The sequence below is a fragment of the Methanosarcina mangrovi genome, assembly GCF_052057765.1.
Taxonomy (GTDB): Archaea; Halobacteriota; Methanosarcinia; order Methanosarcinales; family Methanosarcinaceae; genus Methanosarcina.
In genome coordinates, this window is sequence record NZ_CP195120.1 from 3,589,570 (window position 1) to 3,616,494 (window position 26,925).

General features: G+C 44.1%; 21 protein-coding genes and 1 pseudogene. 10 read left to right on the top strand and 12 right to left on the bottom strand.

Translation table 11 applies throughout. From position 1 onward, the window contains the following. The first annotated feature begins 41 nt into the window (after positions 1-41). Positions 42-1,262 (top strand): hypothetical protein, encoded by a 1,221-nt coding sequence (locus ACSAZL_RS15925; protein ID WP_440945589.1) that lies wholly within the window; start codon positions 42-44, stop codon positions 1,260-1,262. A 471-nt stretch (positions 1,263-1,733) separates the two neighbouring features. On the opposite strand, the gene frhB is transcribed toward ACSAZL_RS15925, so the two are convergent. From frhB to tnpA, 7 genes and pseudogenes are all read right to left on the bottom strand, one after another. Next, on the bottom strand, positions 1,734-2,609 hold the full coding sequence (frhB, locus tag ACSAZL_RS15930; protein WP_440945590.1) for a coenzyme F420 hydrogenase subunit beta: 876 nt from the start codon (positions 2,607-2,609) through the stop codon (positions 1,734-1,736). 10 nt (positions 2,610-2,619) lie between these two features. Further along, a complete protein-coding gene (frhG, locus tag ACSAZL_RS15935; protein ID WP_440945591.1) occupies positions 2,620-3,426 on the bottom strand; it encodes a coenzyme F420 hydrogenase subunit gamma in 807 nt (268 codons plus the stop codon). Then, positions 3,413-3,892, bottom strand: a complete 480-nt coding sequence (gene frhD / locus ACSAZL_RS15940) for a coenzyme F420-reducing hydrogenase, FrhD protein (RefSeq protein ID WP_440945592.1) — start codon at positions 3,890-3,892, stop codon at positions 3,413-3,415. The genes frhG and frhD overlap by 14 nt, the downstream gene beginning before the upstream one ends. A gap of 5 nt (positions 3,893-3,897) precedes the next feature. Continuing rightward, positions 3,898-5,268: a coenzyme F420 hydrogenase subunit alpha gene (frhA, locus tag ACSAZL_RS15945; RefSeq protein ID WP_440945593.1), complete on the bottom strand. Its 1,371-nt coding sequence runs from the start codon at positions 5,266-5,268 to the stop codon at positions 3,898-3,900. 799 nt (positions 5,269-6,067) lie between these two features. Beyond that, positions 6,068-6,733 carry an orotidine-5'-phosphate decarboxylase gene (gene pyrF / locus ACSAZL_RS15950; protein WP_440945594.1) on the bottom strand — a complete coding sequence of 222 codons (666 nt, stop codon included), beginning with the start codon at positions 6,731-6,733 and terminating at the stop codon, positions 6,068-6,070. A 4-nt stretch (positions 6,734-6,737) separates the two neighbouring features. After that, entirely contained in the window at positions 6,738-7,691 is a 954-nt protein-coding gene (locus ACSAZL_RS15955; protein WP_440945595.1) for a deoxyhypusine synthase, read from the bottom strand. A gap of 510 nt (positions 7,692-8,201) precedes the next feature. Then, positions 8,202-8,665: pseudogene (gene tnpA / locus ACSAZL_RS15960) on the bottom strand (IS200/IS605 family transposase); the annotation flags it as partial. A gap of 382 nt (positions 8,666-9,047) precedes the next feature. On the opposite strand from tnpA, the gene ACSAZL_RS15965 reads away from it, so the two are divergent. Further along, on the top strand, positions 9,048-9,425 hold the full coding sequence (locus ACSAZL_RS15965; RefSeq protein WP_440945596.1) for an ATP-binding cassette domain-containing protein: 378 nt from the start codon (positions 9,048-9,050) through the stop codon (positions 9,423-9,425). A 219-nt stretch (positions 9,426-9,644) separates the two neighbouring features. Beyond that, positions 9,645-10,424 carry an ABC transporter permease gene (locus tag ACSAZL_RS15970; RefSeq protein ID WP_440945597.1) on the top strand — a complete coding sequence of 260 codons (780 nt, stop codon included), beginning with the start codon at positions 9,645-9,647 and terminating at the stop codon, positions 10,422-10,424. A gap of 13 nt (positions 10,425-10,437) precedes the next feature. Here the strand turns inward: ACSAZL_RS15970 and ACSAZL_RS15975 are convergent, their stop codons facing one another. Beyond that, positions 10,438-10,830, bottom strand: coding sequence for a thioredoxin family protein (locus tag ACSAZL_RS15975; protein ID WP_440945598.1), 393 nt, complete (start codon positions 10,828-10,830; stop codon positions 10,438-10,440). Between the two features lie 403 nt (positions 10,831-11,233). Continuing rightward, positions 11,234-11,668 carry a hypothetical protein gene (locus tag ACSAZL_RS15980; RefSeq protein WP_440945599.1) on the bottom strand — a complete coding sequence of 145 codons (435 nt, stop codon included), beginning with the start codon at positions 11,666-11,668 and terminating at the stop codon, positions 11,234-11,236. Positions 11,669-12,312: 644 nt separating this feature from the next. Between ACSAZL_RS15980 and ACSAZL_RS15985 the strand changes: the two genes are divergently transcribed. Continuing rightward, entirely contained in the window at positions 12,313-13,056 is a 744-nt protein-coding gene (locus ACSAZL_RS15985; protein WP_440948875.1) for an RNA ligase partner protein, read from the top strand. 295 nt (positions 13,057-13,351) lie between these two features. Next, positions 13,352-14,584 carry a methionine adenosyltransferase gene (locus ACSAZL_RS15990; RefSeq protein ID WP_440945600.1) on the top strand — a complete coding sequence of 411 codons (1,233 nt, stop codon included), beginning with the start codon at positions 13,352-13,354 and terminating at the stop codon, positions 14,582-14,584. Positions 14,585-14,717: 133 nt separating this feature from the next. Here ACSAZL_RS15990 and ACSAZL_RS15995 read toward each other — a convergent pair whose 3' ends face one another. Further along, positions 14,718-15,587: a geranylgeranylglycerol-phosphate geranylgeranyltransferase gene (locus ACSAZL_RS15995; RefSeq protein ID WP_440945601.1), complete on the bottom strand. Its 870-nt coding sequence runs from the start codon at positions 15,585-15,587 to the stop codon at positions 14,718-14,720. Positions 15,588-16,230: 643 nt separating this feature from the next. Here ACSAZL_RS15995 and ACSAZL_RS16000 point away from each other — a divergent pair. Next, positions 16,231-17,808, top strand: a complete 1,578-nt coding sequence (locus tag ACSAZL_RS16000) for a PGF-pre-PGF domain-containing protein (protein WP_440945602.1) — start codon at positions 16,231-16,233, stop codon at positions 17,806-17,808. 558 nt (positions 17,809-18,366) lie between these two features. On the opposite strand, the gene nadA is transcribed toward ACSAZL_RS16000, so the two are convergent. Beyond that, entirely contained in the window at positions 18,367-19,281 is a 915-nt protein-coding gene (gene nadA / locus ACSAZL_RS16005; RefSeq protein ID WP_440945603.1) for a quinolinate synthase NadA, read from the bottom strand. 342 nt (positions 19,282-19,623) lie between these two features. Then, on the bottom strand, positions 19,624-20,439 hold the full coding sequence (locus tag ACSAZL_RS16010) for an aspartate dehydrogenase (protein WP_440948876.1): 816 nt from the start codon (positions 20,437-20,439) through the stop codon (positions 19,624-19,626). A gap of 316 nt (positions 20,440-20,755) precedes the next feature. Here ACSAZL_RS16010 and nadC point away from each other — a divergent pair, with 316 nt between their 5' ends. The 4 genes from nadC to ACSAZL_RS16030 all read left to right on the top strand — a co-directional run bounded on the left by nadC (position 20,756) and on the right by ACSAZL_RS16030 (position 26,862). Continuing rightward, positions 20,756-21,589 (top strand): carboxylating nicotinate-nucleotide diphosphorylase, encoded by an 834-nt coding sequence (gene nadC, locus ACSAZL_RS16015; RefSeq protein ID WP_440945604.1) that lies wholly within the window; start codon positions 20,756-20,758, stop codon positions 21,587-21,589. Positions 21,590-22,306: 717 nt separating this feature from the next. Further along, entirely contained in the window at positions 22,307-23,575 is a 1,269-nt protein-coding gene (locus ACSAZL_RS16020; protein ID WP_440945605.1) for a BatD family protein, read from the top strand. Between the two features lie 79 nt (positions 23,576-23,654). Further along, complete coding sequence (locus tag ACSAZL_RS16025; RefSeq protein WP_440945606.1) at positions 23,655-24,803, top strand: cell division protein FtsZ; 1,149 nt, start codon at positions 23,655-23,657, stop codon at positions 24,801-24,803. A gap of 850 nt (positions 24,804-25,653) precedes the next feature. Further along, positions 25,654-26,862: a BatD family protein gene (locus ACSAZL_RS16030; protein WP_440945607.1), complete on the top strand. Its 1,209-nt coding sequence runs from the start codon at positions 25,654-25,656 to the stop codon at positions 26,860-26,862. The last annotated feature ends 63 nt before the right edge of the window (positions 26,863-26,925 follow it).

Sequence of the window (26,925 nt, forward strand, 5' to 3'; positions counted from 1 at the left end):
AGGAATTCAAAAACATTCATAAGTTTTTGGATAGTTTCAACATGTATTTAGATACAGATTTTTCTATTGTAAAAGATCTGTATTATGATTCTTGTTGGAAATTGGGCATTGCATACAATAGTTATTCCGAAAGTCAGATTACATATTTACTTTATCCTATTAATTACTTTAAAAATGACTTGCAAATTAGGGAAATATCAGATAAGTTGAAGGATGAGTTACGAGACTATGTTATAAAAAGTACGGGTCCAACAAACCCTATTCATTTCCAGCCAGAAAGTTATGCAAAAGAATTAGTAATTAAAAAAGTGACCGAAATATGTGATAAAAAATTACTACCTTTGAGCAATATCTCTCTCTTTCGTGAAGTAATCTTTGGAATTATTGATAACCTTCATGAATGTCTGAGTTTAAAAGTAAAAAATAGTTATACAATTCGAGAAATTCGACATTCTTTTTATGTCTACCTCCCAATATGGGTAGATGAAGTTTTGAATAATGAAAATATAAACTTAGGATATCATCCTCTTTTTTCTCCTTATATTGACCCAGTATTTCTACTTCATCAACTGAATCAAGAAAAAAAAGAAGATATAGATAAAAGAATGAATGAAAGAATTAGGAATTGCCAGTTCAATACTAGAAATTTAATTATGGGCACAAGAAATTTTCCATTAAAACTCGTTTCTGATTTTTTAGAAAATGCTTCTCTAGATGATTTTAATGAAATTAACAGGCTTTATATTCCTAAAAACTTCGACAGGCCCACAAGCAGTAATTATAGTTGGTCTCACAACACACAAGAAGAAGTGCTCGAAAATATCAAGATATTTTTTAACGAATTCCCTAATGTTTATGATGCTACAATAGATTATTGCTTTCCAAAACTAAAACATGAACTAAGATTCTTTAATGATTTTGACACTTTAATTGTTGTAATCGAAGTCCATGATAACTATACGAGTAATAACAACGAGTATTCTAAATGGTGCCCTTTAATAGAGTATTACTATCTAAAGGATGAGAAATCAAACAACAAAACAGAAATCAAAATTTTTATGAAAGATCGAGATCACATTCCGATCAATAGAGAAATGGACTTCAAATCCAAAATATGGATTGACGGTAAATTATACACTATTGTTAAATCTAAAGGTCCTGGAATGCTTGGATTCATATTTGATCGACTACCAATGTTTGACTATTTGTATAAAACATTAAGTGAAAGGATGAGCAATTTTTTCGTTACAATGGATAATTGATGTTATGTTTAGAAGTAAATAAGTGCATACAGCTTTGCCAACTTATTCCATTAGTAATTAATTTAGGATCAATTTAAAATCGGTATATTTTGATTGAGTTGCAGTATCAAACCTTTTTCAAAGCTTGTCATTTTTCTGTATTTTTTAGCTCTTAAATGGACTCAGTTCCAAAATCTAGTGATTTTTACATTTTTGGATTGAAATCTTGAATTCCTAAGCAGAATTCAATTTTCGATCAAAATCAATATTCGAGCTCTTCTGGCACAGGTCAATATTTCATGTTCAAAGGATTGTAGCCATATTCAAAATCTAGTGATTTTTGATTTTCATGGTTATCACTAGATTTTGACATTGTGCCCTTAAATGATACAAATTATATAAATGGAATCAAATTGGAGATGGGAACCTATCCCATCCTCATATTCGGTGAATATAACCCCGAATAATTTCTATGACGAAAAAAAGAAAATTTCAGGCGTAAGGATCCCTTAACGCCTTATTAACTCCGAAATTCCTGCGTTCCTCGAGCGTCTTCCGGTTCCCGTCGAGCTTTATCTTTGCAAGCTTCATGACGAGCTCCAGGCCGGGTTTGACTTCCTCGATGGGCTTTGTTTCGAAAAGGCCTGCATCGACTGCTTTGGACCAGATGTCATTCCCCACCCTGGTGCGGACGAAGACCGTGGACCAGCCGTCGGGGCTCCCGACCGAGCCGGTCGATATGTCGGCGAGGTTGGAGACATAGTCGAGACAGACGTAGCAGCCGGGCTGCCCGTATTTATGGGTTGCTTGGAGCGGCGCGGTGGCTACGTTCCCACGCTCGGTGTAGACCTGGAACTTACCCTTCCCGATCCTCATCTTCTCTACGGAGCTGAGGCTCTGGTTCGTGTGGTCCTCGACAATGGCCTGTATGGAATCGTACAGGAAGTTCTCCATGCAGAAAAGCCCTACTACGAACGCGATCTTGCCGGGGATGTCCCGCATGTTGATGGGATATAGCTGGGCCTTCCTGACCGCCTGTATCTGGCAGCAGACACCGGTGACCCCGACCTTGTCGAGGCCGAAGGACCGGGTCGCCTCCTTGATCCAGGAGATCTGGGGGCTGATGTTGTACTTAGCCTTCTGTGCCTTGAGGATATCCTTGCGGCTCATCGCGACGAATGGCCTGGGCTTCCAGGGCAGGTCGCCCTCACCTGCCACAATGGTCCCGTCGATTATCCCCTCTTCGAGGGCATAGACCATGAGAGTGGTGGCGATTCCGCCGTCCTGTGCCTTCTTCAGGATCTCCCTGTCCGTGCTCCGTGCCGAGATGCAGGTCGTGTATTTTCCGAGATACGGATCTGAAACCATCTTTCTCACCTCACTTAAGCACGTCTGCGATTAGCTCGCTAATGCTCTCGAATTCAGGAATCACGTCGAAGTTAAAGAACGACCTCGGACAGGCGCCATAGCAGGAGCCGCACTTGACGCAGAGGTTAAGGTCACCCTGCGGTTTCCCGAACTCGTGGGTGATCACCCGCACGGGACAGGCTGCAGCGCAGGTACCGCAGCCTATGCAGAGGCCCTGGTTGATCACGTCGTTCATCAGGTCGCAGAAACATCCGGTTGTGCCGCGCTTCGCAAGGGCCATGAGGGGCTTTAAGTACTTGCCCGCAAGGGCCTTCTGTTCCTCATTCCCCTCCAGGAGCAGGTACGCCATGACAGTGACGTTCCTTATTAGCTCCGGGCTCGGGGGGCATCCCGGGATGTAGACATCAACATCGATGAGATCCCCTATTGGGAGGTAAGACTCGTGCTGGGGCTGGTTGTGCTGCCCGCCGCGGCAGAACCGGGTGATGTTCCCGTAGGTTGCGCAGGAGCCGAGGGCCACCACGATCCTGGACTTCCTTCGCGTCTCCTTTATATCTTCCACCGATTCACGGTCCTGGATGCAGACCGATCCCTCGACGAGCGCCACGTCCATCTCCGGGATATGCCGGACGTCGACGAGCGTGAGGCAGTAGACAAGGTCGGCATAGTCGTCTAGGATTTTGAGAAGTCCCCCGTAATTATCGGCCACAGACACGAGGCAGCCGGTACAACCGCTCAGGTGTACATGCCCAAGCTTGATCTTGTTTGCCACTGATTTCGCCTCCTTTGTAGCTTCCACCTTCTTAAGCAGTTCCATAATTCATCCCGATTTCCTTCAGTATTTCGGATACAGCACCTGGAATGGCTTTCTGTACCTCATCTGTAATCCCGATGACCATCTCAGGAGTAGAAACGTACTTCTTCTGGCATGCAAGGACCCGGATTCGGATATCATCCTTGATGTACTGGAGCGGCTCGGTAAGATCCCAGGAGTGGGCGTCCCGGTAGCTCCCAGCGGGGAGTTCGTCAACGACGAGCCACCTGAGTTCGCCGGGTTCCCCCCCGAAGTCCGCGATGTCCACGATGATAAGAGTCTTTGTGGATTCGGGATTGAGAAGTGTAAAAACGAAATGGGGTCCCCCTAGCCCCGCGTCAATGACCGTGACGTTCTCTGGGAGCTCGAGGCCCTTGAGACTCTCCACGACTGCAGGTCCGAACCCATCGTCCGCATAGAGCGGGTTGCCACAGCCTGCCACCACGATCTCGGAGTACAACGTTTCCATTCCCCTCACCACTGCATAAGCTTCTGGGCGACCATCCTGTTTTCCTCGTCCGTTACGATCATGTGGGTTGCACACGCGACGCACGGGTCATAGGCCCGAATGACCATTTCGGCGATCTGCCAGGGCGCTCCCGTCAGAGCGCGGCTACAGGTCGGGAGGTTCCAGGTTGTGGGCACAAGCATCTCGTACCACAGCACCCGACCGTCCTTCACCCGTGCGATGTGGACATCGGTCCCTCGCGGGGCCTCGTTTGCAGCCCAGCCCATGGACCCTTCTCCCTGGGGGATGTGGTCGGCTAGGACCTTTCCCGAGGTATCCAGGTTGTCAAGGTAATTGAGGATGGTATAGAAGCAGTCGGTGTACTCCATCTGCCTGGCGATGTGCTGGGCGAAAGTACCCTTGTCGGTGAAGTTCTTAAAGGTGGAGAGCCTTGCCCTCGGGCCGACTTCAACTGGCTGCCCGTCGTAGGTCGGAACAGTGTTGCAGGCCTCCATCCTGGGGTTGGCTTTAGTGCCGACCTTCGTGGTGCCGCCGATCGGGTAGCTCGGGTCTTCAAGATCGATGGTAACCTCATCCATGTACCAGTCCCATGGCCGGGTATCTTTCCATCGGGCGAAGTCCCACATGGGCCTCTCGTCCAGACTGGATGAGCCGTACATCGGGGCTGTGGCCATAATCCCCTGGTTGTGGTAACCGAGTGTCCTGGGAATCGGGATTTCCTTGCCTCCGATGTCGGTAAACCCCCGGTTCTGCATGTTCCTGATGACCTCGAGCATGAACTCCATCTGCTCGTGGGCAAGGACAAGTCCTTCCTTTGCCAGGTCGGCCATCTTCTGTTTTGCCCGGGGGCTCACATTGCGGTACATTCCGCCGACCCTCGGGTTGGAGGGGTGGATCGCCTCTCCTCCTGCGACAGACCCAATAGTTTGTGCGATCTCACGGATGCGGAAGATCCTCGTAGCAACGCTCCTGAAAGGCTGCTCCCTGGCGAACGGGTTGAACTTCGTCTCCGTCCCGGGGATGTAAAAGTCCGGGAGGATCAGGATATTATGCAGGGCGTGGCTGTGGACACGGTTCGCTGCATGTAGAATGACCCGCAGGAGCTTTGCGTCCTTGGGGATCTCGCAGCCGATTGAGGCCTCCATTGCCTCAACGCCTGCCAGGGTGTGTGCGATGGGACAGATACCGCAGACCCGGGAGGCAATCTTCGGGACCTGGTCCATCGTCTTACCTATGGCGAGCTTCTCAATACCCCTGACCGGGGTGATGGAGAGCCAATCTCCTCGCTCGACGATACCCTGATCATCCACCTTCAGGGTGAGCTTGGAGTGGCCTTCATGTCTCGTGGTTGGAGATATCTCTACAACTTTTGTCAATGGCATCCCCCTCACTTTCGATTCGGTGTTCTTGGATTTCCCCCTTCCAAAATCACGATTATAGTGATATAATCGATTATATCATTATAATCGATTATAGTGATTTATAATATTACATTCTGGATACTCTGACTCAGATCAAGTTCTTCAACTAATGATTCACCCCAGATGGAGTGCACACCTTCCTTATCATTTCCAGCCTCCGTAAAATTACTGAATTTTTGGGAGGGAAGCCTGAAATCTCAAAAAATATACCGAGGTCGTGGAGCAAGAATGGGAGTTGAAGTTTATCGTCATCCATTGCCTTAAATGCCCCTTCAAAAAATTTCTTACAAAAAAATCCATTCATACACTCATTTAAATTTAGCCATTTTATTAAAATTTATGAGAAAAGTAGTTAATAGGAACTCACACATATACAAATATCAAATTAAGTAAAAAACAATCATTATGAGAGATACTTGAAAGATAATTTCAATTCATTGCCATCGGTTAAGGAATAAATCGGTTTTCTTGCGTATATTTTTTTAATAATTGCTCCATGAAAATATAATTAATCTCACATTTCGACCCCCCTCTCAAAAATAAGGTGATTTTTGCAACAACTGAATAAGCTTATTGGATCAGCTGTGTACACATGCTCAACAAAATCAATGATTTTGGCTTGAATCCCACAATTTTCGTGCCTCAGAACTCATAGGGCTCATCATGGAATCAGCCAGATTTTTCATCACAGGCACGTAATTGAGATTGGAAGGGTATTTTTAAAAAGCTGCCTCTTCCAGAGGAAAATATCCTTTTAGTATTCTCCCCGGAGCTCAGCCTGAATTTCCTCGGCAATCTGCCTGGCAGCCTCTTTTGGGGATTCAGCCTTGTAGATGCTCCTGCCCACGATCACCCAGTCTGCCCCTGCAGCAATCACGTCCGAGGCTTTTCCTCCCTGGGCACCTACGCCGGGGGAGATGATGGTAAGTTTATCCCCGATGATCTTCCTGATTTTCTTCACCCTTTCGGGACGGGTAGCGGGAGCAACAAGCCCGAATGCTCCTGCTTCAAGCGCCATCTTTGCAATTGATTCTGCCACAGGCTGCATGAAATCGGCTCCCCCAGGGTGGCTCATTTCACTGACAACAAAAACGTCTTTTCGATATTCGGAAGCAATTTCGATGCAGGCACCAAGGCTATCCCTGCCTGTAAAGCCCTGTGCGATGACCGCATCGGCTCCGGCTTCAAAGACCTGGTCGCAGATAAGGCGGTTGGTATTGGGAATATCGGCAACCTTGAAATCGGCTATAACCGGGGCGAACTCGGCAAGTTCCCTGATAATCCCCAGCCCTGTGGCAAGTATGAGAGGGTAGCCTACTTTTATTGCGTCCACGAATTCCCAGACGTCTTCTGCAATCTTCAGCGCTTCTTCCCTGTCGGTTACGTCCAGGGCAAGGATCATACAGGTATTCCTTTCCATCAGATCACCTCTTTGAAAGGCGCGTCCGCACAGCGGAAACGATAAGTGGGAGAGTAATAGTTGCATCTGCGTACACGGTTACTGATTTTGCATCTTCCCCGACTTTTCCCCAGGACTGGGCTTCGTCAAGGGTTGCCCCGCTAAGCCCTCCCGTTTCCGGGCGGTCCATTGTCAGCTGGATTGCGTAATCAAAGGACTTGGGAGTTACAAGCATGGACTGAAGGATGTAGTTTTTGGGAACGCCCCCTCCAAGCAGCATAGCGCCTGCACTTTCAGCCTCATAGCAGATTTCCATGAACTCGTGCATGTCCGCAAAAGCATCCACATGCAGAGGGTTTCCTTCCTTATAGAGCCAGGCCTGAAGCCCTATAACCGAGTCCTGAAGGGCGGGGCAGTAGACAGGCACGCCCATTTCGGCTGCGGTCTTAAGGATGGAAGAGTCATCGTCCAGATTCTTCCCGATCTCGGTAAGTACCTGCCTGATAGAGAGCTTTTCCTGCGGAAGCCCTGCATAGACGCTCTGTAAAAACTCTTCAAGGTCAGTGAAGTGCTGGTCAGGGAGGTAAACATCATAGATCCTGTCGATACATTCATGCCTGAGCTGGATATCGTTTGCGCAGTCCGAACCTTTATAGTGGTGAAGGCCGAGAGCCTCGACCGTGTCGTGCACCATATTGGCACCGGTTGTGACAAGCACATCGATATGTCCGTCGCGGATCAGGTCTGCAACAACATTCCTCATACCTGCAGGTGTCATCGCCCCTGCAAGCCCGAAAAACTTCGTAGTTTTTTCAGAAGCCAGCATCTCATAATAGATGTCCACGGCTTCAGCCAGCCTGCCTGCTCCAAAAGCACAGCCGGCGTACTCCCTCACAAGCTCGTCTACGGTCATATTCGGAACTATCTTTGCCCCTTTGACCGGAGTTGTAAGATCTTTAGCAGAAGCTTCAAAGTCCATTTCTTTTCCTCATAGATTACAAGATTATAAGACGTTGCATGAAAACCATAAATATATTGAAGAGAAATTATGTTAAAACGCAGATATATTAAAATGTAATTATATTAATGCGTGGGTGTTCTGTAGTAAGTACTCAGTTGTAAGAAGGTCAGTGAAGTTAGAAGCTTATAACTGATGCTTATAATTGATGCTTACAATTGATGTTTATAGTCGATGTTTATAATTGATGTTTATAATTGATGTTTATAATTGATGCCTGTAAATAAGACTGGCATGTATCATTGAGATCAGCATGCCATTTGTAGCATTTTATTTTAAGTTTATCTATCCTGCACGTAATTGTATGGAACTGCTTATATGAATTGATTTATGTGAACACTTCTGTATAGATAAACTTTCTCTTATAGGGCTGCAGGAAAGAAGCTTCTATAAAAATCAAATTGCGGACGGCCACCCTACCTTAAAAGGTAGGGTATGCTTCGGGCCGTCCGCCGATTTCTGGGGAAGTTCGAAATCGGTTAGTTTCAATTGTCCAGATTTCTTTATTCTATTAGATCTAATCTCTTTTTTTGGTTTTCCTTGGGATTCGTTAATATAATGCCTGATTGTGTCAGCAGTTACATTCCCAATTGATCTATAGAACTTGCCACTTGACCATAAACTTCCACCCCAGTATTTTTCCCTTAATTCAGGATGAAGCTTAAATAATCTGTAAGAACTTCCTCCTTTTAGGTGTTGAATTACCTTGGATAGTGAGGTGCTTGGATGGAATTCCACAAACAAGTGCACATGATCTTCTACTACTTCCATGGCATGTATTCTATATCCTTTCTCAGTACAAATGTTTTTGAGGATTGATTCGCAATCCTTTTTAACTTTCTTGTTGTAGAATATTTTGAATCTGTACTTAGGCGCCAATACGATGTGGTAGGTGATCTGACCATAGCCCCATGGCTAAAACTACGCAATTCCAATGCTTATCACATCCTAGCCATAGGTGGCTGCAACCCCCTGTGGCTATGGTGTCAAAAAACATTATATTGAAAAAAGTGACGATTTTAGATTTTTAAGGGGTATATCCAAAAACCTGCGAGGGTTCACTTCATCCCAGACTTGAAAGTCTGGGCATTCGTGACCCTCCGCGCTCCCATAGCAGTAAAGAAAAAAGCAAAAAGCTGCAGGAAATACCTGCAAGAAATATAAGAAACATAGAAGAAATATATTAATAGAGTGCGGAGCTCAGGGACAAAAATGCAGGATGAAATAATAAGGTATGAAAATTCTGGCATACATTTCGGAAGCAAGAAAGTACTTTCTAATTTTTCTCTTTGCATTCCGAAAGGAAAAAAAATTCTGATGAAAGGAAAATCAGGAACCGGCAAATCAACCTTGTTCAAAATACTCCTGGGGTTTGAAAAGCTTTCAGAAGGCTCAGTCTATTACATGGGAGAGTCTCTAAACCCTCAGGTAGCCTGGCAGGTCCGAAAAGAAGTAGCCTATGTTTCCCAGGACACGGACCTCGGCGAAGGCCCTGTTAAGAACCTGCTTGAAGAAGTTCGTTCTTACAGGCCTAATAGGGAAAAAATAGTCCCTGAAAAACTCCGGATCCTGATGAGGGAACTCGAACTTGAAAAAGACATCCTGGAGAAAGATTTTGAAACCCTTTCCGGAGGAGAAAAACAGAGGATAGGGATCCTGATAGCCCTACTGCTTGAGAGAGATTTTCCTGCTTGACGAGGCAACCTCGGCTCTCGATGCAGGGCTTAAAAAAAGGTTGTTGACCACTTCCTTAAACATGACCACTGGACCCTCTTTGTAATTTCACATGATACCGAATGGGAAAGGGGCGGTATTGAAATTGTGACTGTAGGAAACCGGCACGAAGATTAAAAGAGGATTTTTCAGAAGGCAAGCCCCGAAATATCGATCCCCTCTATGATACTCTGCTTTTTAATGCTTGTGATTCCTCTGGCAATCAGTTACATGATAAGGCTCCGCATCTCCCGAAAAACTATAAATGCGGTTGCTCGCATGACAGTCCAGCTTGGGATGGCAGGCGTGTTTCTGACCTATGTCTTCGAGCTGAACAATATGGCTCTTAACCTGGCATGGGTGCTGGGAATGGTTATAATTGCAAGCTACACATCCATAAACAACATAGAACTCAAAATGGAAAAACTGCTCCTACCGGTCATACTTTCCTTTACGATAGCAAATTTAAGCGTGCTGCTGTACTTCAACGAATTCGTGCTTGATCTTGGGAACCTGCTAGAGGCCCGATACCTGATCCCCGTAGGAGGCATGATTCTCGGGAACTCGCTCAGGGGCAATATTGTGGGGATGGAAGAATTTTACAAAGATATCCGCAGAAACGAGAACAGATACCTTTACTGCCTTTCTCTCGGGGCAAGCAGGTATGAAGCCCTCATGCCCTATATTCGAAAATGCCTTCGCTCCGCACTCAGGCCTACTCTTGCCAATATAGCAACTGCAGGAGTTGTCTTCCTTCCGGGAATGATGACAGGGCAGATCCTTGGAGGGACAAGCCCTATCCTTGCAATCAAGTACCAGATTTCAATCATGGTTGCTCTGTATGTAGCCACATCCATGAGCACGACCTTCAGCATCCTTAGCACTATCCATACCACTTTTGACGAGTACGGGCTCGTAAATAAAGAAATATACAGGGAAAAAGTGAGAGAAAAAGAAAAAATGAGAACAAGAAATCTTTGACCCTACCAGCAGGTCATACGTATCCTGTGATGTCCTGCCCCACGGGAGTGGTTTTCCTTATGCACTCCTCCCCATGCTGGATCATGTCCCTGATCGCGTTCCCCAGGATGGAAGGGTAAATCTGGCCGACCTGTTCCCATACCGGTTTTCCGTGGCAGAAAAACTTGAATGTAGGCGTGCCCTGGACCCCGTATCTTTCTGAAATCCAGGGGTTTACTATTATATTTATTCTGGCAAAAACAGCCGAAGCCCTGTATTCCCTTGCATACTCCGCAAAATACGGTTCCATAGCTTTACAATACGGGCAGACAGGGCTGTAAAACATTACAATAACAGGCTTCTCAGAATCTTCCACCAGCTTTCCCCAAGTCGCATCTTCAATTTCAAGCACATAACTTTCGTCCAATCAACTACCCCCTGAAATTATGAACTCAACGAATTAAATTTGGGAATGAATCCGTTCTCGCATTTTGAAGGAATATGTGGTTTTTATGGTAACAATACTTTATGCTATTATTAAAGCAATATTTATGCCTTTATGGAATTAAAATTCATTCATCTGCAGAAAGAGTCAGGAAATAAAAGAAAAAGATGAAATAAGAAAATAAAGAAATAGAAGAAGATTGAGAAAAGCTGGGGACAGAACTGATTTTTCAGTCCTGCCTCTTCTCGGATACGGTAATTTATCGGGTAGTTGAGCCCGGTTCTTTACCCCCTGTTACCGATACCCATGGTTTGAACTTCAAGGAGGAGTGGAGAACAGAATTCTAACTGTCAAATCTGTCAAATCCTACTGCCATGCTTTCTGTTCAGACTTCCTCTTCTTCGTACTCCGGGTTCATAATCTCTTCGAAACATGTGCTGCAGATGTATTTGTCATCGAGGCACGTTTCTTTGAAATCTACCTTGGGACCACCCGGCTTTGTGGTTGCTTCCTTAAACACATAGAATTTTTCGTTAAACTCTATTGGCTGTCCGCACCTGGTACATACAAAGGGCGGATTCTCAACCGAATCAATTGCACATTCAATGCATATCAGATCGGACTTGTCCCCGTGAACGTCCTTGAATGGGATTGGTTTCATATCAAGACTGGTGTCCACAACCAGTACATCTTCCAGCAATTCCCGACCACAGATATTGCAATACTCTTTCATTGTGTCGCCTCCCTTCTTAAGAGGATTCCTGACAAAACCCTGTGCTGAGCCTACAAAAGGTTTTAAACTCTCAGTGTTTGCACTCATTTGATTCCCCATTTTTAGCCTGTTTTATCCGTATCATACCGAACCGGGCCATTTTCCAGAACTTCCACTCCGGCTCAGTATCTTTCACACCTTCAATCTGAATTTTCACCCTGCCGGATAACATTTAAGCTGCCGGCATATCAGCCCGAGAAGTTCGGCCCCGAAATGAGGGGAAAGCGATAAGAAGAACACATATTTATTTTTATTACAATGTGTGCCCGGAAATACTTTACGCCTTAAGCAAGAACAACCCGAGAAAACAATATACAAAATATGTTTCAAACCGCTTTTCAGCTTCCGGCTTAAACTTCCCTATGTAAATATAAGTTTTAAAAGTATATACAGTTATTCATTTTGATCAAAATCCGGTGAATAATAACATAAATAATAGTTATGGATAGAGGAACGATTTATAAGCATCGTAGTTACGGATAATAGATAAACAGTTTATAAGCATAGTATTTACGGATAGACGAACAATTCATGAAAATCAGGTACCTTTTTCCAGAAAAAATCCGGAGAAAATACGTAAATATGGAAAGTACAGTACTCAGGGGTAGGAGGGGAAAATAAAACAAAGAATTTTATTGCTCCTTGATCAATACATAAGAAGGGTAAAGAAGACTACAAAAGGACTCGAAAAAATGCTCAAGCAGAGATTCGTGCTGGATACCACGGCACTAACGGATCTGCAGACACGGGAGGTTATGGGTTATACATCCCTTTGTGAGGGGATGAAAGCGATACTTGACCTTATAGCCGATGCTCGCCTGCAGTTCGGGATCAGTTGTTATGTTCCCTATCCATCAGTATACAAGGAGATGTACGAATTTGCAAGCCGTAACGGCTGTGACAGGGAGGTTACGGCAAAGATAGATACCTGGCTTGTGAAAAAGGCTCCTGACCGCTACAGAGTTGATGTAACCTCGCAGATCTTCCACGAATACGTCTCCTACATGAGGGAGAGGATTAACCGGGGGATGGGGGTTGCAGAAGATGCAATATGGGAGGCAGCAACCGAATGCCTTTTCATGGAAAACCCTCAAAACAAGAAAAAGGAATACAGGGAAGAGGTTGAAAGGGAAGTTATTGGCGGGATAATAGGCAAATTCAGGAATAAGTACAGGGCAGCTCTCAGGTATGGTATCCTTGATAGTGCTCCTGATATCGATGTCCTGATCCTTGCCAAAGAACTTGATGCTGCTGTCGTTGCAAGCGACTACGGAATCGAAAAATGGGCAGAGCAGCTTGGGGTTCGTTTCGTGCCTGCAAACACCTTTCCGATGATGATCAAAGAGTACCTGAGGCATACTCCGGAAGGAGAAAAAGAAAAAGGGGACGCGGAGAAAAAGAAAAAGAGCCATTCAGAAGAAGCAGAATTTATTTAACGGGCCTGAAGGACCCTGTAACAGACTCAACAGACTTGAGGCAGACAGTCCTAAGGATCTCGACCGGTATTTTTAGTTTTATTCTGGGGACTTTCTTGACCGACCTGCCTTTATCGCCTGCGTTCACCACATATCTTCACCGAATATCACTTCACCGAAGACCTCATCCGGTCCCGCCGAATATCCGGACTTCACCGAGATATATTTATTGGCAAACATAAGCTGTCTTAATATGCATTAACAAGATCAATGCAGTATCTGTCATGCCCTTCAGGGGCAATCCGGGGGAAAGAGTTTGAGAAATATTGTTATAGAAGAGTTGAAAGCTTCGGAAGTTTACCGCCAGAAGGTAGAGGTTGTTGAAAGAAAAGGGCTAGGGCATCCGGATTATATCTGCGATGCTATTATGGAACAGATATCCGTGAATCTCAGCCAGAAATACCTTGAGACCTTCGGAACCATCCTGCACCATAACATAGACAAAGGAATGCTTGTTGCAGGGCAGGTGGAAGGAAAATTCAGAGGGGGAAAGGTTGTAAGCCCCATGCGACTGATCATAGGGGACAGGGCAACCTTCGAATACGAAGGAATTGAGCTTGATGTTCCAGGGCTTGCAGTCGAGACGGCAAAGGACTGGCTTTCGGAGAACCTCCGTTTCGTGGACCCAGAAAGCGTCATCTACCAGGTAGAACTCAAGAGAGGTTCTGCAGAACTTACGGATATCTTCAGCAGGGGAGGAAAGGTTCTCGGGGCAAACGATACGTCCGCAGCAGTGGGATATGCACCCCTGAGCCCTACTGAAAGGCTGGTACTCGAGACCGAACGCTACCTTAACTCAAAGGGGTTCAAGAAAGAATATCCGGAATCAGGAGAAGACATAAAAGTCATGGGGCTCAGGCACAAAGAAGACGTTCACCTCACGGTCGCTGCTCCTCTTGTGGACAGGTTTGTCGAATCCGAAGAGGATTACTTCAAAAAGAAAATAGAACTGCATGACCGGATCGAAGAGTTTGCTGCCGGGTTTGCAGAAAAAGAAAGGGCCGAATTTGAAGCCTGTATGTGTGTAAAACCAACTGCTTCTCTTAACACCCTGGACATGCCCGGCAGGGGAATGGAAGGGATTTACACGACGGTTACCGGCACATCCGCCGAGGACGCCGATTGCGGAGAAGTGGGGCGCGGAAACCGCGTAAACGGGATAATTCCCTTAAACCGTCCGGTCAGCAGTGAAGCTGCAGCAGGGAAAAATCCCGTAAGCCATATCGGAAAGATCTACAATCTCCTTTCCCACAGGATCGCAGCTGAGATTTACAATCAGGTCCCCGATGTCTCCGAGGTGTATGTATGGCTCCTGAGTGAAATCGGAACCCCTATTGACCAGCCCCAGATTGCAACTGCCCAGCTGATTATGAAAAAAGGTGCGGCAGGAGATGTGGAAAAAGAGGCGGCAGAAGTTATAGAAAAAGAACTTGAAAATATCCATTCCTTCTCCATGGAACTTGTAGCAGGAAAGAGACCTATCTGCTAACCTGGACCTGCCAACCTATTTAATAACCTGTTTCCTGACCTGAACCTGCTCTTAACCTATCCGCCGAATCCACAGGTCCTGCTAAGTAAAGGAGAACAAGAGGATAAGTAGGGATCTGGGGAGTTTATTTAATTTATACTCCGGCAATGAAAGCGATTAGCGCAAAGAACATGGCTATTTTGAACATTTTAGAGGACTTTGTCGGGTTATTTTTCACAAGGAGCTGATAAATGGCTGCAAGAAAGCCAAGGTCTGCCAGCAAGACGATGTAGAGGTAGCGCAGGCCAAGGATGGACATAGAGTACGGAAGACGGCTTAAAAGTACGGCAAAGAGTCCTATGAGCACTGCAAGATAGCCTGCTTTTTTTGCCCCGATCCTGAGAGGCAGGGTATTTGCGCCTTCCAGTCTATCCCCTTCCATATCCTCGATATCTTTTACGATTTCCCGGGCCGTAATGGCAAGAGCTGCAAGCAGGAAAAGCACGGAAAGAGCTTTAATCCCTCCAAATCCGAAAACCGAAGCTCCGAAGAGAAAAACAGAGCCAGTAAGGTAGCCTATGCTCAGGTTCCCCAGAAGGGGCGTACCTTTAAGGGTTTTTGCATACAGGATCAGGAGCAGGGAGTTAAAAAGGGCAATTAACCCGCAAACCGAATTTATTGAGAAAGCCAGCAGAGTTCCAATGGCAAACAGAAGGTAAGAAAAGTAACGGGCTTCTTTTGCCTGCACCCTTCCTGATGGAATGGGCCTTTCCGGACGGTTAATTGAATCTATCCTTATATCGAAATAATCATTGATAGCGTTTCCTGCGCCTGAAACAAGGAATACTACCAGAAACACGAGCCCTGTATCAAGAAAAGGAAAAGGCCCCGCAAAATTTGAATTTAAAGACCCGGAAGTCAGGATATTAAAGGCTATCAAAGTTCCTATGACGGCTGCAAAACCTGCCATCAGGCAGTTTCCGTACCTCATAAGTTCCAGGTATGTGCGTATTCCGGCAGACATTAGAAGAAAGCAGCATCATAAAGTATTAAAAGTATCGGATCTGTGGAACTGAATCTGAAAGATTGAATCAAAAAGTTACAATCAAAAAGAGCCCACTCAAAATAAGGTTGGAACGTTTAAATGAAAAAACTCTTCCTGTGAAGAAGAAAATTTAAGTTTTGAACCCTCGGTCATGTTTGGAAATCGGATAGGAGTGCAATTTAACTATCGGATAAAACAATTAAAAGTGGTGAAAAAATCCACCAGGTTTATTAAGGAGAAAGTGGTTCCTCCCCCCGGAAGAGAACAAGAGTATGAAAAACGTGCATCATCAACTTCCATAAATTTAGGAATCTGGGCCTGAATATAACCTTATCCAGAGGAATAATCGGCTTACATTATGTAAACTTGAGCCAGGGTTGTTTTATTTGGGCAAACGTCTTGTTTTTGAAAGCAGTCTATTGGAAAAATACACTCAAATCAAGACTCTAAATTTTGTTTATATGAATAATATAATAAATTGTCAATGACTTACTGAATACCGGAGACCTTTTGACTTACTGAATACCGGAGACCTTTTGACTTACTGAATACCGGAGACCTTTTGACTTACTGGGTACCAGAGACCTTTGTTTACGTCTGTGTAGCCGGAGGCCTAAAAAAAATGAAAACTGGTTTTTTTAATTCTTTAATTTATGTACTATTAGTAATGCTAATAATTCCAGGAATGGCTCCCGGAATGGCATCTGCTGCAGATGAAATCGCTGGAGACAGCGGAAGTTCGGACACAGGAGACTCAGGTACTGGAGACTCAAGTGGTGGAGATTCAGGCACTGGAGATTCAAGTGCTGGAGCCACGGACTCAGGAACAACTGAAGATTCAGTAACTGATTCAACTGATGATTCAAACGATGACTCAAACGATGATTCAACTGATGACTCAAACGATGATTCAACTGATGACTCAAACGATGATTCAACTGATGACTCAAACGATGATTCAACAAACGATGATTCAACAAACGATGATTCAACAAACGATGATTCAAACGATGATTCAACTGATGATTCAACAAACGATGATTCAACTGATGATTCAAACGATGATTCAACTGATGATTCAACAAACGATGATTCAACAAACGATGATTCAAACGATGATTCAAACGATGATTCAACAAACGATGATTCAACAAACGATGACTCAAACGATGATTCAACTGATGATTCAACTGATGACTCAAACGATGATTCAAACGATGATTCAACAACCGATGACTCAACAACCGATGACTCAAACGACGGTTCAACAACCGATGATTCAAACGATGATTCAACAACCGATGATTCAAACGACGGTTCAACAACCGATGATTCAAACGACGGTTCAACAACCGATGATTCAAACGACGGTTCAACAACCGATGATTCAAACGATGATTCAAACGATGATTCAAACGATGATTCAACAACCGAAGACACAGCTGCTGAAGAATCGAGTACTGTAGACAAAGAAGACAACGGAAGTTCAAGTTCTGGTAGTTCCAAATCCAGTTCAAGTTCCGGTTCCAGCAACATAGGAAGCGGTGTTTCGGCAGAACCGGCCAAGAATATCGAAATCAAGGAGCTTGCTACCAGAAATGTGATAAGTGGGTATCATATTAATTATGAGTTCCCTGAAAACGTCACATGCATAACGTATATCGAATATGATGCAAAAAAGACATTCAGAAGGACAACAACAATTGTAGAAGTACTTAAAAGCAAATCTATGCTTGTCCCAAAGAGTCCTTCCGGAAGAATCTACAAATATGTAAATATCTGGGTAGGAGATAGCGGAGAAGGACTTCCGACTTCCCTCAAAAACGGATCAGTAGGATTCAAAGTTGAAAAAGAATGGATTAAAGATAATAATGTAAATGAATCCCTGATAACCCTTCAGTGGTATAACAAAGGCTGGAAACCTCTCTCTACGGAAAAAGTCAGTGAAGACAAGGATTATACCTACTTTAAAGCAAAAACATCTGGCTATTCTTCCTTTGCAATAACGGAATATCAGGAAGGAAAAATACAGAAAACTCTGAAAAGTCTGGGAACTGAAGGAAAGTCCCTTCTGAACGGAAGCGCGGGAGAAAGCGGCATAGTCAAAGATCCGATGGAACTGGCCAAGACATTTATGATAATTGCCCTGCCCTTGTTTGCGTTTATTGTGGGATATGCCATTTTGAAGAAAAAGATCTGAAAGATTTTCTGGCATGAAAGGAGGTGAGAGTTTGTTCCCTCACCTGCTTCTCATTGTTTTTCCCATAATTCTGAAAATCGGTGGTCCCTAATTAACTGGTTGGTCTATTCTGGTACGTAGAGCTGAAAACTTTCAGCCCTTTTAGTCCTTTTTCCCACGCCGCACAGGGCCTGAGTCGATCTGTCAGCCAGATAAAAGGGAATTGAAGACCGACACCGCAATTAAGAGACAAACATTGAAGGAAAATATAACCCCAGGACCAAGAGAATACTTTCCTTTATCCCGGAAACTGCTTTTCAATTAATCAATAAAAATAATAGCCGATATAATATAGCCAATATAATAGCCTCCGCCAGCCTGTCTGGCAGCCCTGCAAAAAAGAAAAGCAGAAAAGACAACAGAAGCAGAAAGTTATCGGCTTCCTTGGTCACTTTAGTATGTTGGTCCTTCAGGCATCACAAACCGTTTATTTGCTAGCTTCTTTTCTCTTCCTTCGTCTAATTCTTCTTGTTTTTGGGAAAGACCGTTCTCCTGCGTTTAGCATGACAATTCAGGTGCTTATTTTACTTTTACCGCAAGCATCCGGTCAAGAGCCTCTTTTGCCCTGACCCGCACTTCTTCGGGGACGGTAACTACGTGCTGCATCTTTTCGAGGGAAGCCAGGACTTTTTCAAGATTGACCATTTTCATACTGGGGCAGCAGGCAAATTCAGAGATGCAGTAATAGGTTTTTTCCGGAGCTGCCTTATGGAGCCCGTGGATGAGTCCGCACTCGGTGCCTATGATGAACTCCCTGGCAGGAGAGTTTTTCGCATACAGGATCATTCCACGCGTACTTGCCACATAATCTGCAAGTCCCAGGACATCAGGGCGGCATTCGGGATGAGCGATGAATTTGGCAAGGGGATGCTTTTCCTTCATTCTCAGGACATCTTCCCTCAGGATCTGGTGGTGAGTGGGGCAGTGCCCTTCCCAGGGAATGATTTTCTTGTCGGTCCGGGCTGCAACGTAGGCTGCCAGGTTCTTATCCGGCACAAAGATGACCTCTTCGGCATCCAGGGAATTTACCACTTCCACGGCATTGGCAGAGGTACAGCAGATATAGGACTCAGCCTTGATTGCAGCCGAGCTGTTCACATAGGAGACGACCGGAGCGTCAGGATGTTTTTCTTTCAGGCTTTTAAGGCCTTCCACATCCACCATATCTGCCATAGGGCATGTGGCATCGATTTCCGGCAACAGAACCGTCTTTTTCGGGGAGAGGATTGCAGCGCTTTCTCCCATAAAATGAACGCCACAAAACACGATAACATCCGCGTCCTGGCGGACAGCTTCCTGGCTCAGGGCAAGGGAATCCCCGACAAAGTCCGCAACGTCCTGGACTTCGGGGCGGGAGTAATAATGAGAAAGAATAACTGCGTTTCGTTTTACCTTCAATTCCTGGATCCTTTTTATAAGGTCTGCTTGCTGCATGGGACCACCATAATATTTGAAAGAAAAATATGAATCTGAAATTATAAAGGCATGTCATACGTAAAGGGATGCAATAAGGAAAATGCTATCCATAAGGCGCTTTTTTGCATACATGCCACCTTCTTCGAAGGATTTACGTGCTTAACTCCTCCGGACTATATAATGTTTGTGAACCTTATGTTTGTGAACCCCACCTGTCTTAAATCCGAAAATAGAACTTGAGATCCGGGATTCCAGTGAATTAAAAGCCAGAAATCAAGAGTCAGACCTCATCAGGCAGAACTCATCAGGCAGAACTCATCAGGCAGAACTCAAAAGTTAAGCCTCAAAAACTGAAGGAATTCAGGTCCCTACCTGGACGGGACTCAGGATCTTTTTCAGGGTAGAAACTGCAGAAAGGGCTGCAAGATAACTTGTTTTGGGATTTTCCGGGGAAGGGAGATTTTCTACTCTCGTACTGAATTTTCCGAATTCCCCTTCTACGGTGATCTCATGCACGTTTCTGGAAAGAGAAGGATCAGCTATGACTTTTACCCTTGTTCGCTCAAAACCTATGCCTGCAAGGCTGATCGTAGCTGCTACGTTAACGTTTGCAGGGAAAGCTTTTACGGCTTCCGAGGCAGGCCCGTCGAAAAGTAAGGTTTCTTTTTCAAGTTTTTCGAGTTCTATGCCTTTTTCCACTACATAAAGGGCTCCCATGAGCCCTGAAGGAGGTTTCCTGGTAGTCAGGGTTACCGAGGAAATTCCAGCCGCAGATGCCGAGTTCAACCCATCGATCCCGACAACTGCTCCCGAGGGGAAGTAAAGCTTGCAGTTATGCTCCTTTGCAAGTCCGAAAAGAGTTACCCTTAGTTCTTTATCAGCAAGGGCGCCCACACTCAGGATCATCACGTCACAGCCAGCCTTGAGGGCCTGAGGTACAATGAACCTGACAGCATTCTGGGAAGCGCTTTCTATGACGAGGTCCACGCTGCGTATGAGTTCTTCAATTTTCATATACGCAGGTCTGCACGTTTTCAGGGAAGCTGCAAGTTCAAAGGCTTTTCTTTCCGAAGAGTCGCAGAGGGCGTACAGCTCCGCATCAATCTCCCCGTTATCAATTGCCCTGCAAATATGTCCGCCAATGAATCCGCAACCAACAATTCCTATTTTCAGTATTCCAGGCTCCTGAGAATAATCAGTAGACTTTAATTGCTTTAGCCAGTAACTTAAGTTGTTTTAGCTGGTATTTATCAATCCGTTATAATTGCTTGCATTATAATTTTCTTTACACGTCCGGCAGAGAAGGAAATCCGGAAACGGGATAACTGTATTCCGTTCTCTAACTTAAAAGCTTCTATTCCCTGGCTGTTTAGTATTTAATAAAGTAAAAACTAAATAAAGAGAAAATAGGACGAAATAAAAAGAAGATAAAGAAAAAAAATGCCCGTACCTCTTATAAATCCGGGAGACATAAAATAGGGGGGTAAAAATTATGCTTATCAGAGAATTAGAAAGCTTTATAGAAGAAGACCTGGGGTATGATGATGTTTCATGCACTATTGTTCCTGACAGGCCTGCAGAAGCCATTATTTTCACAAAAGAGGACTGTACGGTTGCCGGGATAAGTGAGGCTGCATCAATATTCAGTTACTTTGGAATTCAGGCAGGAACCGATTTTAAAGATGGGGACAGCCTCAGCAAAGGAGATACAATATTCAGGCTCAGGGGAGGAGCCGTATCCATTCTCAGGGCAGAACGCCTTAGCCTGAACTTCCTAGGACACCTTAGTGGGATTGCAACCCTGACCAGGAGCTGCGTGGATGTCGTAAGGAAGCATTCGGAAAGCACAAGGGTAGCATGTACGAGGAAGACCACCCCCGGAATAAGGAAATTCGAAAAGCTGGCTGTTGCTGCGGGGGGAGGAGACACTCACAGATTTAACCTTTCGGATGCGGTTATGATTAAAGACAATCACATCAAACTCATGGGAATAGAAGCCGCAATCAAAGCAGCCCGAAAAAGCAGCTTTACGCGGAAAATTGAGGTAGAGGTCGAGTCTGCAGAAAATGCGGTTCTTGCTGCAAAACTGGGAGCTGATATTGTAATGCTTGACAATATGCAGCCTGATGTAGTCAAAGAGACTCTCGCTTTGCTTGAAGAAAAAGGGCTCAGAAAATCGGTTCTTATTGAAGCTTCCGGCGGGATTTCCCCTGCAAACCTTGAAGATTATGCAAAAACAGACGTGGATGTAATATCAATGGGTTCCCTTATCCATAAATCAAGATGGATAGATATTAGCCTGGAAATAATCAACTCCAAAAACTGAAACTAAAACTGAAACTAAAACTGAAACTGTATTTATTCCTCATATCCCGCGGAATATGCATTTTCTGTGAACAATGTCTTTCCTTTTGGCCCACATCTTTTTCCCGGGCCCGCATCTTTTTTGGGGCTAATGCAGAAATTTTGAGATTGCCTGAAAGTAGCTGGAAGTGGACACTACTTATTTTTTTAGATTAAAGATCTCCTGTTGAACATAGTTAATTTTAAAATAGTTATACACGTGCGAGCGCCATGGTAGGTGAAGCAACCTTCATTTTTCGGCCTAAAAGTTGAAAACACCGAAAAGATAAATAGGAAGAAAAGAATAAACAGTACAAAGATAATAGTCAAAAAATATAAAATTATTGAACAAAAATTAATAGGAAACTAAGATAAAAAAGCAGATAGATTCTGCCAAAAAGAGTTCATTCGACATGGAATTTAGATCAGAAAATGATATGAAAATTCGTGCACTCACGCACAAATATTGGGCATAAATCTAGTAAGAAAAATAAAAAAGTTTTACAGGCATCCAGCCTGAAGATCCACAAAAAAATTGATAATGTAATTGAGAATAAAGAGGCCAGTGCCCGCCTCCAACTTAGAACTATTAATTTCACAGTTTAAACCGATAATCCAGGATTATTAGTCTGAAAATAATTTGAAGGAGAATAACCTGCCATAAATTAACTTTTTTTATCAGGAATTAGAGGTAGCAGAAGTGAAACTGAAAGGGATCCACAAAACTGTTTTATTTGCGTTTCTCATCCTGCTGATGCTTGGCAGCACGGCGTTGGCAAGAACCACGGTGTATGACGGGGACATCGAGGAAGGAGAGGTATATCAGCTTAACAATTACGTAATCGAAATTACCGATATCTTCCCTGAAGCCGGCACAGCCTCATACTACGTGTACGAAAGAGACAAGGAAATTGCAAATGGCCTGCTGGATATTAACGAAAGCTTCGAGTTTGATTTCGAGGATGATGGGGAAGTCCAGATGCGTCTGAAGTCCGTGCACAGCGGAGGCGTGTTACCCAGAGCTACGGTTGAGATTAGCATATCAAACTACAACATAGGAGACCTCTATGTAAGCGAGGTTATTGAAAGCGGGCGCTCTGCGGCAACCTTCGCAGGAGATCCCAGGCTTGTAATAAGCAAGAATATAGATAAATCCGAAATCGATACAGGGGAAGTCATAACTGTTACTGTAACCGCAAAAACTACCGGAAACGATGTTGCAAACAATGTGCTGTTTACGGACCCCAAGCAGGAACATTTTGTCCTGCAAGAAACCACTTACGAGGTTTCAACCAGTATACCGGAAATTAATTACGGACAATCGGTCCCCGAAACCCTTGTTTATATTTATAAATTAAAAGCAACCGAAGCAGGAACCTTCAACCTCAGAGCCGTGACTGCTACTTACACGAACAGCGCCGGTCAGGCTTATCAGTCTTCATCCAACACGCCTTCCATTACCGTAAATGAAGGAAATAAGCAGAGTGCGAATGTTGACACCATAATGAGTGTGGATCTCTCATCTGTGGAAAGGAACCAAAAAATTACTTCAACCATTATCCTGAGGAATACTGGAAGTGCCCCTGCCCAGGCAGTCCGCCTTGACATTATGATCCCGGATGGCATGGAGTTCGTGGGCGGAGACGAAGGGATTGAAACCATAGGTGGAACCCCCAGGATTTATATTGAAACTCTGCAACCCAATAACGACAAAGAGTTCCGGTACACTTTAAAAGCAAAAGAAATGGGAACTTACAGTATAAATTCAAATCTTTCTTATGAATACAGTAACGGCATAGATGCCCAGAACATTAAGCAGAACAAGGATTTCGCAACTTCCGGCATCAGTGTAAAAGAAGGAAAGTTCGATTTTCTGCTAAAAAATCCTTTATACATTATAATTCCGGGAATTATTCTCGTAGTTATCGGATTTCATGTATACAGGCGGCACAGTGAATACAGGTATTGAAAGAGTGAAACTAAAAGAGTGAAATCTGGTCAATATTAAAAAAAATTGAAATCCGGGATAGATTCCGGACAGAAAAAAAATGGAAATTCACCATAAAAATGGAGGAGTTTTTCTGCTCAATATATTAGTAATAGGAAACGGGCAATGTGGAAACCGGATTCTGGATTCCATCAACCAGCATGCGATGGGTGGGGGAAAAAACTGTAACAAGCTTGCTAAGTTTTATTCAAAGCAGAAATATAAAAGCCATGTTGAAACCCTTGCCTTCAATACCGCTGTCAACGACTTAAAAGAGATGAAATTTACAAAAGCAAAGGACAGAGTCCACATCCCCCACCTGCACGGAGTAGGTGCAAACCGGAATGTAGGAAAGCACGTTTTTGAAGAAAGTAAAGAGATGATCATGCGGCAGATTGAGGATAGGGGTAATTTTAATATTGCCTTTGTACTGACCTCAGCTTCGGGAGGCACAGGATCTTCTTTTACCCCGCTTATCATAAGAGAAATGAAAAAACGCTATAATTATCCCGTTTATTGTGTTGTTGTCCTTCCTTTCAGGGAAGAAGGAACCCTTTACCTTCAAAATGCAGCTTTTTCTATCCGGGACATCCGTCAGAGCGGAGCAGACGGAATTATCCTTGCGGATAACCAGTACCTAAAAAGTATAGGAGGAAGCATCGAGGAAGCTTACAACGGCATCAATGACATGATTGCAGAACGCCTTCTCTTCCTTCTCGACGCTCTTGACAGCGAGATGATGATGGTAACGGACCTGGGGGATTTCAAGACAGTAATGAGCGGGGGGGCAGGCCTTGCAACGATAGGCTATTTCAGGGCTGATACGGAAATGCCTGTTAAAACCGCAATCCAGAATGCCCTCTCTCCTTCAGGCCTTCTGTTTTCAACCGATGTTTATGAAGAAGCAAGCAGGGCAATGATTGTAATCAAAGGTGACCGCAAATACCTGAGCATAGACGACATTTCAACTGAAATCGAAAAACTCTCAGGGTCAGTAGGACATGTTTTTAAAGGGATAGTCGTAAGCAACGGGGAATATCCGCAGATCCTTTCACTCCTGACTCTGGAGTCCGCCCATGAGCTCGAAAAACTCTATAATGTGGCAGTCCACGCAATCCATTATGAAAAGGCAAAAAAACAGCGTGTGGAAGAAGGAGCGGAAATGGAAAAAGCCTTCTCGCAGATTGAAGGGATGGAGCCTGAATACTGAAATTCAGGTCCTTCTTCTGATTTTTTTCTCGTCTTCTTCTGATTTTTTCTCGTCTTCTTCTGATTTTTTCTCGTCTTCTTCTGATTTTTTCTCGTCTTCTTCTAACCTTTTTCTCGTCTTCTTCTAACCTTTTTCTCGTCTTCTTCTAACCTTTTTCTCGTCTTCTTCTAACCTTTTTCTCGTCTTCTTCTAACCTTTTTTATCCTGAATTTATTATTTCAGCCGAATACCCCTCTAGCTTGCTGCGGAGACGGGAAAATTTCCCCGGTAAACATTAATGATAATATGATTTATCAAATCTGTTTTTTGATTGTTAACTTCTGCTCAAACAAAATTGTTTAAGGTCATTGTCTCTTTTAACGGAATATGGAGCGGGGGGCGAACATACCCCGTTGCTTGCAGTGGGATGCGCCAGCTCAACTTTGATTTTATCTTTTAAAGAAGAAAAAGAAAGGATCACAAACTATATATCTGGTTTTGTAGAAGATATTTGGGGGCAAGGGAATAAGGTTACTGTTAAGACGATTTATCTAAGAGCGTGTCTTAAAATTAAATTCGATTATACGATTGGGACCGGACTTACGCATTTGAACTGAAAAACGGTAGATTTAAACCGTTAAACGTCCAAAGTGTACATTTTAACTATGATGTCTTATGTATTTGATTTTATACCTCGAGCGAGTAAGTCCGATGTAATTAATTTACGGCCTGAATTTTAATTCCACAATGCCTATTATCCAAATGTGGAAGATCCAGATGTGGAAGTGATTTGAATTTTAAGACATCCTCTATGAAGATATTCAGGCAATAATTGGCGTAGACAAGCTTATATCAGGTTGGGGTAACAGAAGTGAAACTAAAAGGGATTTACATAACTGTTTTGTTTGCTTTTCTTGTCCTGCTGATATCAAGCAGTACAGTTTCGGCAAAAACTGCAGTATATGAGGGGGATATTGAGGAAGGACAGGTATATCAGCTTAACAATTACATAATCGAAATCACTGATATCTTTCCTGAAGCAAATACAGCCTCATATTATGTGTATGAAAAGGATAAAGAAGTAGCAAATGGTCTGCTGGATGTAAACGAGAGTGTTGAGTTTGACTTTGAAGAGGGGGGTAAAATCCAGATGCGCCTGAAGTCCGTGCACGGCGGAGGTGTATTACCCAGAGCAACGGTTGAGATCAGCATATCAAACTACAACATCGGAGACCTCTACGTGAGTGAAATTGTTGAAAAAGGGCGCTCTGAAGCAACTTTCGCAGGGGACCCGGAGGTTGTAATAACAAAGTCTGTAGATAAATCGAAAATCGAACTCGGAGAAAACGTAACCGTTACAGTAAAGGCAAAGAATACCGGAAACGACACTGCAAATAACGTTTCGTTTACAGACCCGAAACAGGAACACTTTGTCCTTGAAGAGACCACATATGAAGTTTCAGGCGCAGTTCCTAAAATCGATTATGGAGAGTCGGTTCCTGAGACTCTCGTTTACATATATAAATTAAAGGCAACCGAGGCAGGAACCTTCGACCTCAGAGCTGTGACTGCTACTTATACGAACAGTGCCAGCCAAACCTACCAATCTTCTTCCAACACTCCTTCTATAAACGTAAGTGAAGGAAATAAGCAAAGTGCAAATGTTGAAACCGCAATGAATGTGGATGTCTCATCCGTAGAAAGAAATGGAGAGATAACCTCTACAGTCGTCCTGAGAAACACAGGCAATGCTCCTGCGCAGGCTGTCCGCCTTGATATTCTTGTTCCGGAAGGCCTTGAGTATGTGGAAGGCGAAGATGGAATTGAGACCGTCGGCGGAACTCCCAGAATATATATCGAGACACTGGAGCCCAATAACGACAAAGAGTTTACATATACCTTAAAAGCAAAAGAAATTGGTACTTATAATGTAAGTTCTGAGCTTTCTTATGAATACAACAACGGCATAGATGCCGGGAACCTGAAAGGGAGCAATAAGTCAACAACGTCGAGTATCAATGTCAAAGAAGGGAAGTTCGATTTTCTCATTAAAAATCCGCGTTATATCATAATTTTATAATTATCCTTGCAGCCGCTGGGGTCCATATATATAGAAGACACAGGCAATACCGATATTAATAGG

What these genes read in the sequence shown, in the direction of transcription:
- ACSAZL_RS15925 (WP_440945589.1), top strand. Translation starts at nt 42, where the DNA reads ATGTATTTAGATACAGATTTTTCTATTGTAAAAGATCTGTATTATGAT.
- frhB (WP_440945590.1), bottom strand. Translation starts at nt 2,609, where the DNA reads ATGGTTTCAGATCCGTATCTCGGAAAATACACGACCTGCATCTCGGCA.
- frhG (WP_440945591.1), bottom strand. Translation starts at nt 3,426, where the DNA reads ATGGAACTGCTTAAGAAGGTGGAAGCTACAAAGGAGGCGAAATCAGTG.
- frhD (WP_440945592.1), bottom strand. Translation starts at nt 3,892, where the DNA reads ATGGAAACGTTGTACTCCGAGATCGTGGTGGCAGGCTGTGGCAACCCG.
- pyrF (WP_440945594.1), bottom strand. Translation starts at nt 6,733, where the DNA reads ATGGAAAGGAATACCTGTATGATCCTTGCCCTGGACGTAACCGACAGG.
- ACSAZL_RS15955 (WP_440945595.1), bottom strand. Translation starts at nt 7,691, where the DNA reads ATGGACTTTGAAGCTTCTGCTAAAGATCTTACAACTCCGGTCAAAGGG.
- ACSAZL_RS15965 (WP_440945596.1), top strand. Translation starts at nt 9,048, where the DNA reads ATGAAAGGAAAATCAGGAACCGGCAAATCAACCTTGTTCAAAATACTC.
- ACSAZL_RS15970 (WP_440945597.1), top strand. Translation starts at nt 9,645, where the DNA reads ATGCTTGTGATTCCTCTGGCAATCAGTTACATGATAAGGCTCCGCATC.
- ACSAZL_RS15980 (WP_440945599.1), bottom strand. Translation starts at nt 11,668, where the DNA reads ATGAGTGCAAACACTGAGAGTTTAAAACCTTTTGTAGGCTCAGCACAG.
- ACSAZL_RS15985 (WP_440948875.1), top strand. Translation starts at nt 12,313, where the DNA reads ATGCTCAAGCAGAGATTCGTGCTGGATACCACGGCACTAACGGATCTG.
- ACSAZL_RS15995 (WP_440945601.1), bottom strand. Translation starts at nt 15,587, where the DNA reads ATGTCTGCCGGAATACGCACATACCTGGAACTTATGAGGTACGGAAAC.
- ACSAZL_RS16000 (WP_440945602.1), top strand. Translation starts at nt 16,231, where the DNA reads ATGAAAACTGGTTTTTTTAATTCTTTAATTTATGTACTATTAGTAATG.
- nadA (WP_440945603.1), bottom strand. Translation starts at nt 19,281, where the DNA reads ATGCAGCAAGCAGACCTTATAAAAAGGATCCAGGAATTGAAGGTAAAA.
- nadC (WP_440945604.1), top strand. Translation starts at nt 20,756, where the DNA reads ATGCTTATCAGAGAATTAGAAAGCTTTATAGAAGAAGACCTGGGGTAT.
- ACSAZL_RS16025 (WP_440945606.1), top strand. Translation starts at nt 23,655, where the DNA reads ATGGAAATTCACCATAAAAATGGAGGAGTTTTTCTGCTCAATATATTA.